Here is a 12818-nt window from a genome sequence, read left to right as displayed (position 1 = left end):
GTCAGAACCTTGTAAACACATTGAACAGCGGGGCCGCCTTGAGGAAACTTTCCCAAGCGCCGCGGACTGCGGAATAGCCGACAACAATACGGTCTCCACCGAGTATCTCCGGGTCGTCGGCACGGCCTTCGCGAATTGCCTTAAGATCGAAGACTGCACCATAGCGTTCGCCGTCGACCATTCGGAAAATAATAACCTCGTCATCGACACCGGTCGCTGTCAGGCCACGTGCCCTCGCGACGGATTCCAATAGCGATGACGTCCCGGCAATCTCGTAGACACCCGGTTGTTCGACTTCGCCTTCGACAGTGACACGCTGAGCCGCAGAACTAACCACCCCGACGACGACCTGAGGGTTGCGAATATAGCGGCTACCAAGGCCAGCTTCGATTTCGCGACTCAATTCGATCGGAGTCTTACCGATCGCCGTGATCTCTCCTATGAAAGGGAAGTTGATTGTACCAGCCGAATTGACCGAAATCTCTTCGAAAGTGAGTTCGCTTTCCTGGAAAACACGGATCGAAAGGGTATCAAGCACGCCGATACGATATTCCTGCGCCCCGAGGGTATCGCTTGCGGCCGGCATGATCCGATAGGCGGCCTCGCCCTGAGGCAAGTTGCCGGATGGGCTGAAGCAGCCTGCGAGCAGCAGCGTCGAGGCAGCCAGAATGCCACCGAAAAACCTAGCCAATTTTACGATCCCTCTTAGTCGTCAGCGGCGCCGTTAGCAGAGCCACGAGGAGTCCTGCAACGCATAATTCAGCCATATTCCGCAGCGGAAAATAGATTAAAGCCTGAAGCGCAAAACAAAGTCCAGCCAATGCCGCGGCAACAGTGACGGGAGCCTGAACCGAACGAAGCCCTCGGATAATTGCATAGGCTAGATACAGAAACCATGCGAGTACGAGACCGGCGCCATAAATGCCGGCCTCCAGCAGGATCTCGAGATATTCGTTGTGCGCGCGCGCAGCCTTCTTTGCTACTAGTGCCTCGAGCGATTCCTCGACCTGGAAAACTTCGTCGAACGTACCCATCCCGCTTCCAACCGGCCAGTAGCGCTCGATCCCGACGAGCGTATCCTCCCAGATATCCGGACGGGAATCCTCCAGGTCCTGATACCGGTCCCAGGTTCCGGCGAGCCGATCGTTGGTCGCGAACAGCGCGACGGTTCCGAGCAAGGCGACAAGCGCCCCGCCCAGGGCGAACCCGCGCAACTTGGGCGCGAGCGTTTTGCTGTGCCGGAGGGCGATGAAGCCAGCCCATGCAGCGGGAAGAAGCAGAAGCGCCACCGCCGATCGCGAATTGGTAAGGATCACGCCCACGACCAGCAGGAGCCCGAAACCGAGGTACAGCAGGGTACGGATCAACGTCTTGCGGGACATTTCGTAATGCCCGATCAACGCGCACAGCCCCACGACCATGAACAGCCCGCTGGCGATGTGGCCGATGAAGAACCCGTAGAAACGGCCCTCGCGGTTGGTTTCATAAAAGGTCAGAGTGTCCCCGCCTGCCGCAAGCTGGACCACTCCGAAACAGACCTGCAGGAACGCCATTGCCAAGAGGACCGCAAGCGCGGCTTTCGCCGCCTTCTCGGACCGGTAGTCGTAGCTGGCGATAACGGCCAGAGGGCCGAAAAGCGCCAACGCCGCAACGATGGTCCGGCCCCTGTCGAGAGTGAGCGGAAACCAGTCGCCACCTGCGCCCACCAAGAACCTGCTCTCAGTCGCCATTTCGCGACCCGGAAGACCCTGCCACAGACCGGGGGGGAGCGGAACCAATTGCAAGAGGGGCAACAGCACAGAGGCTGCTACGAGAACAATCAAGCCTTTCGGCCCATGGGTAAGAAAGGCGCGGATTTTGCCCGGCCAGAGTAGGAGGATCGCCAGAGCACCTGCCTGCACGACGAGGTTGGTCAGCCCGTGACGAATTCCGCCCCCGCCTAGGACGAGGGCCAGGAATAGGAAGGCGACGAAAGGCCAGCCCAATTCCCTGATTGGTGCGAACACCCTCTCGGAAAAGGATAGATTGCGCAGTGGTGCCATCCCAAGACCTCAGCGGCCTTCCGCTTGTAGACAGACATAAAAAACCCCGCCGGCACCAAAACCGACGGGGTTCAAATTTTGTACCGATTCAATTAATCGGTGGTGTCATCATCGTCGACAGCAATGATAATGCCGACAATCACGGCAATTGCCGCGAGGGCAGCGATAATCACGGCCGAGCCGCCGAGTTCGCTTTTGGTCGTAACACTTTCCGTGCCACGCTCTACACCCGACATCTTGACGGGCTGCACGGCAATAGCACCGGTGTCAGCAGCGCGGGTTCCGGCCTGTGCAGCGACGGGAACGACCGCCATGGCAACTGCACCGAGGCCCGAAAGAAGGCGGCTGGTCTTCATAGGTAATCTCCTAGTTTTTCTTCTTACGAGAATTCATTTTCCTCGCTAGCAATGTTTCGCCCTAAGTGCAACCGGTTAAATTGCAGTTACGACGAGATCTTCGGCTCGCACAGGACACCAAGTTTGCCAAGAGCGGAACGTTCCTGAAAAACGATATTTGTTTGGAAAATTGACATATATGCATCACTTCGGCTCAGTAGGCGTTTGGATGCACCAGCACCTTAGCAGTTGCGAATATGATCTTGAGGTCCCCGAGTGGCGACCAGTGGCGAATATATTCCAGGTCAGCCCCCAACCGGTCAGTCAGATGCATCTCCGTTTCGGTGGCGCCACGGAAACCACGGACCTGCGCCAGACCAGTAAGCCCGGGCTTGAGCGAATGACGCTGCCAGTAATTGCTGTCGATCTCCCAGAACAGCTTCTCGTTCGCGAGCGATCCCAAGGCGTGCGGACGCGGTCCCACCAAGCTCATTTCGGATCGCAAGACATTCAGCAGTTGCGGCAATTCGTCGATGCTGGTGCGGCGAATGAACTTCCCGATTCGCGTTACCCGGTCATCTTCCCGCGAGGTCGAACGCGCGCCTTCGGCGTCGAGCTTGCCGACTTTCATCGAGCGGAACTTCAGCATGTCGAACATACAGTTTCCTTGCCCCATTCGGGGTTGCACGAAGAAAACCGGCCCACCGTCCTCGAGCTTGATCAGCAACGCCACCACAAGCATCAGCGGGCCCAGGAGGATCAAGGCCGGAACGGTGAACGCCAGATCGATTACCCGCTTGGTCAGCCTTGCCCTGAGGCCCAGCGGTCCTGCCGAAACGACAAGGAAGGACCAGCCGTGTTCGCGCTCCAGAGCGAGAGCGCCGAGTTCCTGCAGCGCCTCCGAGACGACCTCCCCATGAACTCCGGAGGCCCGCATGATACGGGTCCAGAATTTCCGACGGTCTACAGGGCAGCTCACTATCACCCGGTCCATGCCGCGCATTGTCCGCCCGAGAAGGTCGAGTGCTTCCGGGTCGGAGTGGGCTTGCTCGACCATCTCGCCGTCGGCCTCGACCCGATCGACACCGGGCAGATCAATGAAGGGCCCGCCATCTTCGATGATCAAGACATTCGATATACGCCCCCGGAAATTGCGCTTGACGTACCAATAGAAGAACGCGCGCACCACGATCATGGCGAGAAATGCCATGATAACAGCGGTGGAAAAGGTCAGGCGGGCGAAGTCCGTCGAGGAGCCGACATAAAATGTCATGACGAGAAACAGCATCGCCGATAGACCGAGGGTCAGCGACAGGCGCCAAAGCGCATGCCTAAAGCTCTCAAGCGTCTGGATCGAATAGAGGCGGTTGTAGATTGCTATGATCACGAAGATCGGAATCGTGAACTGCATCACCTGAATTGCACGAAGGGATGGCATCCGTCCGACGTAGATCGCGCCGGACAGCCAGAAGCTGGCGAAAAGTGTCCCGATATCGATCAGAAAAAGCGCGGCGTAGAGTTGTATCCGACGATGCTCCATCGCCGGACGCCGGTTTTGCTCGATAAAGTCCTTCAGCGGCATGCTTCGTCCCGGCTCGCACTGGCCTGATTAGGGGTAACTCGATTTATGAAATCGCTGGCGAGATTCTGCGTCTTGTTCATGCGAAGCCTTACTTAGACTGTAGGGTCGACGCAATATATTTTGGCAGAAGCACATTGAGTTAACACTACGGCAGCCATTGAGCTCAGGCCTCAACCTTGCCCTCTTGCGCCACTCTGCTAGAGCGCGCGCAACTTCATTCGAACCAACAGGAAAACCATGGCCAAGATCAAGGTAGCCAACCCGGTCGTCGAACTCGACGGCGACGAAATGACGAAGATCATCTGGAAGTGGATCCGCGAACGGCTGATCCTTCCTTACCTCGACGTCGACCTCAAATATTACGACCTCTCGATCGAGAAGCGCGACGAGACCGACGACCAGATCACGGTCGACGCAGCCAACGCGATCAAGGAACACGGCGTCGGCGTGAAGTGCGCCACCATTACGCCCGACGAAGCGCGCGTCGAGGAATTCGACCTCAAGAAGATGTGGCGCTCGCCCAACGGCACCATCCGCAACATTCTCGGCGGCGTGGTCTTCCGCGAACCAATCGTCATCGACAACGTGCCGCGTCTCGTCCCCGGCTGGACCGATCCCATCGTGGTCGGCCGTCACGCCTTCGGTGACCAGTACCGCGCCACCGACACCCTCATCCCGGGTGCGGGCAAGCTGCGCCTCGTCTTCGAAGGCGAGAACGGCGAGAATATCGATCTCGACGTGTTCGAATTCCAGAGCCCCGGCGTTGCCATGGCGATGTACAACCTCGACGACAGCATCCGCGATTTCGCGCGCGCAAGCTTCCAGTACGGCCTCGACCGCAAGTGGCCGGTGTACCTGTCGACCAAGAACACCATCCTCAAGAAGTACGATGGACGCTTCAAGGACCTGTTCCAGGAAATCTTCGACGCCGAGTACAAGGACCAGTTCGAAAAGCACGGGATCACTTACGAACACCGCCTGATCGACGACATGGTCGCAGCCGCCCTCAAGTGGAACGGCAAGTTTGTCTGGGCCTGCAAGAACTACGACGGTGACGTGCAGTCGGACATCGTCGCACAGGGCTTTGGCTCGCTCGGCCTGATGACCTCGGTCCTGATGACGCCCGACGGCAAAACCGTCGAAGCGGAAGCGGCGCACGGCACTGTCACCCGTCACTATCGCCAGCACCAGCAGGGCAAGGCGACCTCCACCAACCCGATCGCCAGCATTTTCGCATGGACGCGCGGCCTCATGTATCGCGGCAAGTTCGACAACACGCCCGAAGTGGTCAAGTTCGCCGAGACACTCGAGCAGGTCTGCATCAAGACCGTCGAAAGCGGCAAGATGACGAAGGACCTCGCGCTGCTCATCGGTCCGGACCAGAGCTGGATGACAACCGAACAGTTCTTCGAAGCCATTGTGGAAGGCCTCGAAGCCGAAATGGCGAATTGGGGCTGAAACCCTATGCTCTCCGGGTCGTTACCCGGATAAGCCAGATCATCGGGGTCGGCGTGAGCCGGCCCCGTTTTCGTTTGGGGTCGATAAATTGAAGACGGGGTATTGATGGCCAAGCAGCCAGCGAAGAAGCGCACCACTCGCCGCAAGGGTTCGGAAAAGTTCGGGCAGAAGCGGCTCGACATCCGCAACGCCAAGATCAAGGACATTCCGGGCATCGCGAACCTCGTGCGCCGCGTCTACGAGGATATGCCCGCCTATACGCACGGCGAAATCCGCGGCCAGATCAACAATTTCCGCGAAGGGTGCTTCGTCGCGCTGCTCGATGACGAGGTAGTGGGCTATTGCGCGACGATGCAGGTCGCCGAAGCCCTCGCCTTCCAGGACCACGACTGGGACGAGATCACCGCCAATGGCTATGGCAGCCGCCACGATCCGACCGGTGACTGGCTCTATGGCTACGAGATGTGCGTCGATCCCAAGGTGCGCGGGGTGCGCATCGGGCGGCGCCTGTATGAAGAACGTCGTGCGCTGGCCGAAGAGCGTGACCTGACCGGCATCGTCTTTGCCGGGCGCATGCCGAACTATCGCCGCAACCGCCGAAAGGTGGAAGGACCGCAGGATTATCTCGATCAGGTGGTCGCCGGGAAGCTGCACGACCCCGTGCTGCGTTTCCAACTCGCCAACGGTTTCGAACCTGAGCGGGTGATGGAAGGCTACCTGCCCGAAGACAAGGCCAGCATGGCCAACGCGATCATGATGGTCTGGCGCAATCCCTATGTGGAGCGTGACCAGCCCGTGAAAAAGCGCCTACCGCGCGGGGTCGAAGCGGTACGCGTGGCCACCTGCCAGCTGCAGGCACGGCAGGTCGCCGACTATGACGAATTCATGCGTCATGTCACCTATTTCGTCGATGTTGCAAGTGATTACGAGGCAGACTTCATTGTTTTTCCCGAGCTCTTCACGCTCATGCTGCTGAGTTTCGAGGAGAAGGAACTCTCGCCCGTCGAAGCGATCGAACGGTTGTCGGAATACACCCCGCGTTTGCGTGACGACATTTCGGAAATGGCGATGCGCTACAACATCAACATCATCGCCGGCAGCCACCCCACGCGGATGGAGGATGGCGACATCCACAACGTCGCCTATGTCTGCCTGCGCGATGGATCGGTCCACGCACAGGAGAAGATTCACCCCACTCCCAACGAGCGTTACTGGTGGAACATCAAGGGCGGCGACAAGGTCGAGGTGATCCAGACCGACTGCGGCCCGATCGGTGTGCAGATCTGCTACGACAGCGAGTTCCCCGAACTCTCCCGCCGCCTCGCCGACGAAGGCGCGCGGATCATTTTCGTGCCCTTCTGCACCGACAGCCGCCAGGGATATCTGCGCGTCCGCTATTGCGGACAGGCGCGCGCGATCGAGAACCAGTGTTTCGTCGTCCTCTCGGGCAATGTCGGCAACCTGCCCAATGTCGGCAATATGGATATCCAGTATGCCCAGAGCTGCATCCTGACGCCTTGCGACTTCCCCTTCGCACGCGACGGCATTGCCGCCGAAGCGACCGAGAATGTCGAGACGCTCACGATCAGCGACATCAACCTCGCCGACCTCCAATGGGCCCGCGCCGAAGGTACCGTTCGCAACCTCGCCGACCGCCGTTTCGATCTCTACCGCATAGAGTGGGACGAGGACGGCAAGCACCCCGGCAAGCCTCGCCCGCGACGCGAGCCGCTGGGTCCGGCGCATCCCGGCGGTGGTTAAATCCATCCATTCGTCGTGACTTCGTAAAACCTGCTGGCTAGAGCTTACCCATGGCATCGGGCGAATTGGCATCACCTGCACTTTCCGACGCGCTCGTCATCCTGGGCGCGGCGGGCCTCGTCATCCCGGTTTTCACCCGCTTCCGCATCACGCCGGTCATCGGGTTCATCCTCATCGGTATCCTCGTCGGACCGTATGGCCTCGGCCAACTCGTCTTCGAAAGACCGTGGTTGGAACACATAACCATATCGGACCCGGAGGCGCTGGATCTATTCGCTGAATTCGGAATTATTCTCCTGCTGTTCGCCATCGGGCTCGAACTCTCATTCAAGCGTCTGTGGCAGTTGCGCAGGCTGGTCTTCGGACTTGGCGCGGCCGAACTGCTGATAGGCGGTATCTGTCTCGCCATCGTGTTGTCGATGATGGGGCAATACTGGATTGGCGCGCTGGCGCTGGGCTTTGCGCTTGCCTTCTCCTCGACCGCTATCGTGCTGCCAATTTCGGGCAGCACCAGTCCTGTCGGTCGGGCAGCGCTGTCGATGCTGCTGTTCGAAGACATCATGATCGTGCCCATCGTCTTCATCCTCGGCGCCATGGCACCCAATGCCGCTTCCGAAGGCTGGGAAGGCCTGCTGACGACCATGTGGCAGGGCGCAGCCGTCATTGCCGTAATGATGATTGCCGGGCGCTATGCCCTTCCCCGCCTCTTTGCGCAGGCCGCACGCACCAAGAGTCCCGAGTTGTTCCTCGCCGCCGCGATGCTTGTGGTCATCGGGTCGAGCCTCGCAACGGCAGCCGTGGGCCTTTCGCCCATCGTCGGCGCGCTGATTGCAGGTCTGCTGATTGCCGAAACCGAATACCACACCGAAGTCGAAAGCATCATGGAGCCCTTCAAGGGCCTCGCGCTGGGTATCTTCCTCATTACCGTCGGCATGAGCATCGACCTTGCGACAATCGCAGAGCATTTCGGTATGATTGCGACCGCCGTGGTCGGCGTTCTGGTGTTCAAGGCACTGCTGACCGGCGTGCTCCTGCGCCTGATGGGCGCGCGCCGCAGCACGGCGGCCGAAACCGGCATTTTGATGGCCAGCCCATCAGAGACCACGCTCATCGTTCTCACCGCGGCCAGCTCGGCGCTGCTGATCCAGCCCGGTACGGCGCAATTCTGGCAGATCGTGACCGCTATCGGACTTACTATCACTCCACTGCTGGCCCGTTTGGGCCGGGTGGTGGCCCGCCGGGTCGAACCAGCGCCCGAACTCCCGCCAGAGGACGAGGGCGAGCGTAAAGTCATCATCGTCGGCATTGGCCGCGTCGGACGTCTCGTTGCACAGATGCTCAAGGCGCATGAGAAAGCCTATGTTGCGATCGATTCCGATGCGGACCTGATCGAATACGCCAAACGCGAGGGCTACCGCGCAACCTTCGGCAATGCCGCAAGAGGCGATGCGCTGCATCACCTCGGCATCGAAGACGCGCTGGCCGTAGTCCTGACCATGGACGAACCCGTCCTTGCCGAACGTCTCGTCCGCAAGCTGCGTAGCGAATACCCAGACCTCCTCATTGTCGCCCGCGCCCGTGACATAGCGCATGCGGCCGAACTCTACCGCGCCGGTGCCAGCCACGCCGTGCCGGAAGCGCTCGAGGCTACATTGCAGCTGTCGGAAGCGGTGCTCGTCGACATCGGCGTTGCGATGGGACCGGTCATCGCCTCCATCCACGAGAAGCGCGACGAGTTCCGCGAACAGATCGAGGAAGAAGGCGCGCTTGGCTACAAGCCCAAGCTACGCTCAAGCACGGCGAACGGTTGAACGATTGCGCTCCCTAGCCGTTGATTGGGCAAAAGGAGAGCAAATATGAGCAACCCCGACCCCACCAAGCCGACCCCGAACGACGAGAAGTTCAAGCCGCAGAATGTGCAAGACCCGCTGAAGTCGCACGCCCCGACCGAAAAGCGCGGCGCGCCCGGTGACACTGAAGGCTACGACATCGAACAGGGTTCGAGCGGCGTGACCAAGAGCACGCCCAGCGCCTGACTATTTCCGGAGAGGAGAAACAGTGCCTGACCAGCCTCGTGCCGGTCAGGCGTTTTCTTTTGCGAGCGCGTCACGCACGGCGGCAATGGCGTCCTCGGCTTTCGACCCGTCCGGACCGCCGCCCTGCGCCATGTCCGGCCGTCCACCGCCGCCTCTACCGCCCAACGCCTCGACCCCGGCGCGCACGAAGTCGACGGCGCTGAAGCGCTCGGTGAGATCATCGGTCACGGCCACGGCAAAGGCGCCCTTGCCTTCGTTCACCGCGCAAATCGCCGCCACGCCCGAACCCATGCGGGTCTTCGCTTCGTCGAGCAGCGGGCGCAAATCCTTGGGGCTGAGGCCTTCGATTACCTGGCCGGAGAACTTGACGCCGCCGATCTCCTCGTCGGCCGCCGCAGCATCACCGGCGCCGCCGCCACCCAAAGCAAGCGCGCGCTTGGCTTCGGCGAGTTCCTTTTCGAGCCGCTTGCGCTCGTCGACCAGCGCCGAAACGCGCGTCGCGGCTTCGTCGGGGGAAGTCTTGAGCGCAGCGGCAATGGCGCGCACCGTCTCGTCGCGTGCGAGCAGCCACTGGCGCGCCGCTTCGCCGGTGAGTGCCTCGATCCGGCGAACGCCCGAACTGACCGCGCTTTCGCTGACGATCTTGAACAGGCCGATATCGCCGGTCGCTTCGACATGGGTGCCGCCGCATAGTTCGACCGAGTAGTTCTTCCCCTCGCCGCCCTTGCGGCCCATCGAGAGGACGCGAACCTCGTCGCCGTATTTCTCGCCGAACAGCGCGAGCGCACCGGCGGCCACCGCATCGTCGGGAGTCATGAGGCGGGTGCCGACGGTCTCGTTGGCGCGTATTTCCTCGTTCACCTCGGCCTCGATCGCGGCGATGTCCTCGTCGCTGAGCGGCTTGGGATGCGAAAAGTCGAAGCGGAAACGGTCATCCGAAACCAGCGAACCCTTCTGTGTCACATGGCCACCGAGGCGGTTACGCAATGCGGCGTGGACCAAGTGCGTGGCCGAGTGGTTCGCACGAATGCGGTCGCGCCGCTCGGCGTCGATCTCGAAATGCACGGCATCGCCGACCTTGACGTTCCCCTTGGCGATCGTCGCGACATGCGTGTGCAGGCGGCCGAGCGGCTTGTTGGTGGTCGAGACCTTCGCCTCGAGGCCTTCGGGCGTCCAGATGCGGCCAGCATCGCCGGTCTGGCCGCCGCTCTCGCCATAGAACGGCGTCTGGTTGGTGAGGATGATGACATCCTCGCCCTCGCCCGCGCTATCGACTTCCTTGCCGTCCTTCACCAGCGCGACCACTTCGGCCTCGCCCGTGTCGGAACTGTAGCCGGTGAATTCGGTCGAGCCTTCGCGCTCGGCGATGTCGAACCAGACTTCCTCGCTGGCCGCTTCGCCCGACCCTTTCCACGCGGCGCGCGCGGCGGCCTTCTGCTGCGCCATGGCCGCGTCGAAGCCGTCCTTGTCGACGCCGATCCCGCGGTTGCGCAGCGCGTCCTCGGTGAGATCATAGGGGAAGCCGTAGGTATCGTAGAGCTTGAATGCGGTCCCGCCGTCGAGCGTGCCGCCCTCGCCCATGTCACCGGTGGCTTCGTCGAGCAGCTTGAGGCCCTTGTCGAGTGTGCGGCGGAACTGCGTTTCCTCGCGTTCGAGCACCTCCTGGATCAGCGCCTGGCCGCGCACGAGTTCAGGATAAGCCGCGCCCATTTCGCTGACGAGTTCAGGGACGAGGCGATGCATGAGCGGCTGGCTGGCACCCAGCAAGTGCGCGTGGCGCATGGCGCGGCGCATGATGCGCCGGAGGACATAGCCGCGGCCTTCGTTGCTCGGCAAGACGCCGTCGGCGAGCAAGAAGCTGGTCGAGCGCAAATGGTCGGCAATCACGCGGTGGCTGGCCTGCCGGTCGCCTTCCGCCTTTACGCCGGTCAGCGCTTCGCTTGCACCGATCAGGGCCTTGAAGGTGTCGGTGTCGTAGTTGTCATGCACGCCCTGCATCACTGCGGCAACGCGTTCGATACCCATACCCGTGTCGATGCTGGGCTTGGGCAGGTCGCCGACGATCTCGTCCGCTTCCTGCGTGAACTGCATGAAGACGAGGTTCCAGATCTCGACGAAGCGATCACCGTCCTCTTCCGGGCTACCCGGAGGGCCGCCCCAGATGTGATCGCCATGATCGTAGAAGATTTCGGAGCAGGGGCCGCAAGGTCCGTCCGAACCCATGGCCCAAAAGTTGTCCTTGGTTGGAATGCGGATGATGCGCTCGTCGGCGAAACCGGTGCGCTTCTTCCACAAATCGAACGCTTCGTCGTCAGTGTGGTAGACGGTGACCAGCAGCCGGTCCTTGTCGAGTCCCCAATCCTTGGTCAGCAGGGTCCAGGCGTGGTCGATCGCCTGTTCCTTGAAATAGTCGCCAAAGCTGAAATTGCCGAGCATCTCGAAGAAGGTGTGATGCCGCGCGGTGTAGCCAACATTGTCGAGATCGTTGTGCTTCCCCCCGGCGCGCACGCATTTCTGTGCGCTGGTGGCACGCGGCGCGGGCGGCGTTTCGAGCCCGGTGAAGGCGTTCTTGAACGGCACCATGCCCGCGTTGACGAACATGAGCGTGGGATCGCTGAAGGGCACGAGCGGCGCGCTCGGCACTTCTGCGTGGTCCTTCGAGGCGAAAAAATCGAGGAACGAGCGGCGGATTTCATTGGTCGACGTCATGCGGGCGCAGTTAGGCAATCGCGCTGCGTCCGACAAGCCACGTTAATCCGTCATATCCCCGCGAATTTCGCCATCATCGCGATGCCCCAGCCAAGCAACCATGCCAAGCCGACCGATTTTCCGATGCCAATTGTGCGCTTTGTCATGAGGTTTTGAGCCGACGACAAATTCGGGTAGCCGCAAAACAGCGCGTAGTATCGCGCAGTACGACGAGCAGAAGCGGCGGTGCCGGCAAGACGCCAGTACATTGAGAGCACGCCAAAGATAAAATCAGCCCAAGAATGGACACGCCCACATTGAGGGCAATGCCTTCTACCGAAATGGCATTGGTGGCGGCGAAGAAGGGAATGGCAAAGGAAGCGACCAGCGGGAGGTAGGATATGTTGTCGTAATGCCGAAGCTCAGACAACAACCCCTCGAGAAGGCTGGGATCGCACGTGTTCCAGTTGGAAAAGGTCGGCAGCTCACGCGCCAATTGCGCGAGGCGCGTGGTAGGCGCTTGTAAAAATTCTGATGCAGTTGGGCTTTCTTCCTGCATCAACAAGAAGGCGGCGAACGGCGAGAATGTCTTCGTCGGTCCCACACGAGGCCGTCCAACCGAGCCTTCGCAGATCTACAGGTGCGGATTTCGCAATTTCCTCCAGCATCAGCGCGCCATGCGCCCGATCCGAAAGATTGAAATAGTCCCCGTATCCCCCGGTAGCCAGGAGGTCGATTGAATCGGAGGGCTCGTCCGAAACATACTCGAGAGCGGCAGAAATCCGGCTCAGAGCATCGTCAGAAAGGTTGCCATCCCGATCGTTCTCATGACCGAGAACGACCACCAATGTACTCCGCAAATCTTGCACAAGGGGATCTATCATCCAATCAGCCTTGAATTTCGATGGCGCTACAC

Annotated in this window: 11 protein-coding genes; 4 read left to right on the top strand and 7 right to left on the bottom strand. The window is 60.6% G+C overall.

Translation table 11 applies throughout. The features are described 5' to 3' along the window. Window position 1: 1 nt before the first annotated feature. The 4 genes from ED21_RS01180 to ED21_RS01165 form a co-directional block, all read right to left on the bottom strand. Window positions 2-691, bottom strand: coding sequence for a polysaccharide biosynthesis/export family protein (locus ED21_RS01180; protein WP_006831976.1), 690 nt, complete (start codon window positions 689-691; stop codon window positions 2-4). Further along, a complete protein-coding gene (locus ED21_RS01175; protein ID WP_006831975.1) occupies window positions 684-2042 on the bottom strand; it encodes an O-antigen ligase in 1359 nt (452 codons plus the stop codon). The genes ED21_RS01180 and ED21_RS01175 overlap by 8 nt, the downstream gene beginning before the upstream one ends. A gap of 92 nt (window positions 2043-2134) precedes the next feature. Beyond that, window positions 2135-2398, bottom strand: a complete 264-nt coding sequence (locus ED21_RS01170; protein ID WP_006831974.1) for a hypothetical protein — start codon at window positions 2396-2398, stop codon at window positions 2135-2137. A gap of 193 nt (window positions 2399-2591) precedes the next feature. Further along, entirely contained in the window at window positions 2592-3959 is a 1368-nt protein-coding gene (locus ED21_RS01165) for a sugar transferase (protein ID WP_006831973.1), read from the bottom strand. A gap of 237 nt (window positions 3960-4196) precedes the next feature. Between ED21_RS01165 and ED21_RS01160 the strand changes: the two genes are divergently transcribed. From ED21_RS01160 to ED21_RS01145, 4 genes are all read left to right on the top strand, one after another. After that, entirely contained in the window at window positions 4197-5417 is a 1221-nt protein-coding gene (locus ED21_RS01160; protein WP_006831972.1) for an NADP-dependent isocitrate dehydrogenase, read from the top strand. 105 nt (window positions 5418-5522) lie between these two features. Next, a complete protein-coding gene (locus ED21_RS01155; RefSeq protein WP_006831971.1) occupies window positions 5523-7178 on the top strand; it encodes a carbon-nitrogen hydrolase family protein in 1656 nt (551 codons plus the stop codon). Window positions 7179-7228: 50 nt separating this feature from the next. Further along, window positions 7229-8989: a cation:proton antiporter gene (locus ED21_RS01150; protein ID WP_006831970.1), complete on the top strand. Its 1761-nt coding sequence runs from the start codon at window positions 7229-7231 to the stop codon at window positions 8987-8989. A 45-nt stretch (window positions 8990-9034) separates the two neighbouring features. Continuing rightward, window positions 9035-9214, top strand: a complete 180-nt coding sequence (locus ED21_RS01145) for a hypothetical protein (RefSeq protein WP_006831969.1) — start codon at window positions 9035-9037, stop codon at window positions 9212-9214. A 45-nt stretch (window positions 9215-9259) separates the two neighbouring features. Here the strand turns inward: ED21_RS01145 and alaS are convergent, their stop codons facing one another. The 3 genes from alaS to ED21_RS15960 form a co-directional block, all read right to left on the bottom strand. Then, window positions 9260-11923 (bottom strand): alanine--tRNA ligase, encoded by a 2664-nt coding sequence (gene alaS, locus ED21_RS01140; RefSeq protein WP_006831968.1) that lies wholly within the window; start codon window positions 11921-11923, stop codon window positions 9260-9262. 142 nt (window positions 11924-12065) lie between these two features. Continuing rightward, window positions 12066-12506 (bottom strand): hypothetical protein, encoded by a 441-nt coding sequence (locus ED21_RS15295; protein WP_198005808.1) that lies wholly within the window; start codon window positions 12504-12506, stop codon window positions 12066-12068. Beyond that, on the bottom strand, window positions 12388-12786 hold the full coding sequence (locus ED21_RS15960; protein WP_006831966.1) for an ElyC/SanA/YdcF family protein: 399 nt from the start codon (window positions 12784-12786) through the stop codon (window positions 12388-12390). The genes ED21_RS15295 and ED21_RS15960 overlap by 119 nt, the downstream gene beginning before the upstream one ends. Between the last annotated feature and the right edge of the window lie 32 nt (window positions 12787-12818).

The sequence above is a fragment of the Erythrobacter sp. SD-21 genome, assembly GCF_000181515.1.
Classification (GTDB): Bacteria; Pseudomonadota; Alphaproteobacteria; order Sphingomonadales; family Sphingomonadaceae; genus Qipengyuania.
Note: the sequence above shows the minus strand (reverse complement) of the source record. Positions and strands in the feature narration are given on the sequence as shown.

Coding starts and splice junctions, on each gene's coding strand:
- ED21_RS01145 (WP_006831969.1), top strand. CDS start 9,035: ATGAGCAACCCCGACCCCACCAAGCCGACCCCGAACGACGAGAAGTTC.
- ED21_RS01150 (WP_006831970.1), top strand. CDS start 7,229: ATGGCATCGGGCGAATTGGCATCACCTGCACTTTCCGACGCGCTCGTC.
- ED21_RS01155 (WP_006831971.1), top strand. CDS start 5,523: ATGGCCAAGCAGCCAGCGAAGAAGCGCACCACTCGCCGCAAGGGTTCG.
- ED21_RS01175 (WP_006831975.1), bottom strand. CDS start 2,042: ATGGCACCACTGCGCAATCTATCCTTTTCCGAGAGGGTGTTCGCACCA.
- ED21_RS01170 (WP_006831974.1), bottom strand. CDS start 2,398: ATGAAGACCAGCCGCCTTCTTTCGGGCCTCGGTGCAGTTGCCATGGCG.
- ED21_RS15960 (WP_006831966.1), bottom strand. CDS start 12,786: ATGATAGATCCCCTTGTGCAAGATTTGCGGAGTACATTGGTGGTCGTT.
- ED21_RS01165 (WP_006831973.1), bottom strand. CDS start 3,959: ATGCCGCTGAAGGACTTTATCGAGCAAAACCGGCGTCCGGCGATGGAG.
- ED21_RS01160 (WP_006831972.1), top strand. CDS start 4,197: ATGGCCAAGATCAAGGTAGCCAACCCGGTCGTCGAACTCGACGGCGAC.
- alaS (WP_006831968.1), bottom strand. CDS start 11,923: ATGACGTCGACCAATGAAATCCGCCGCTCGTTCCTCGATTTTTTCGCC.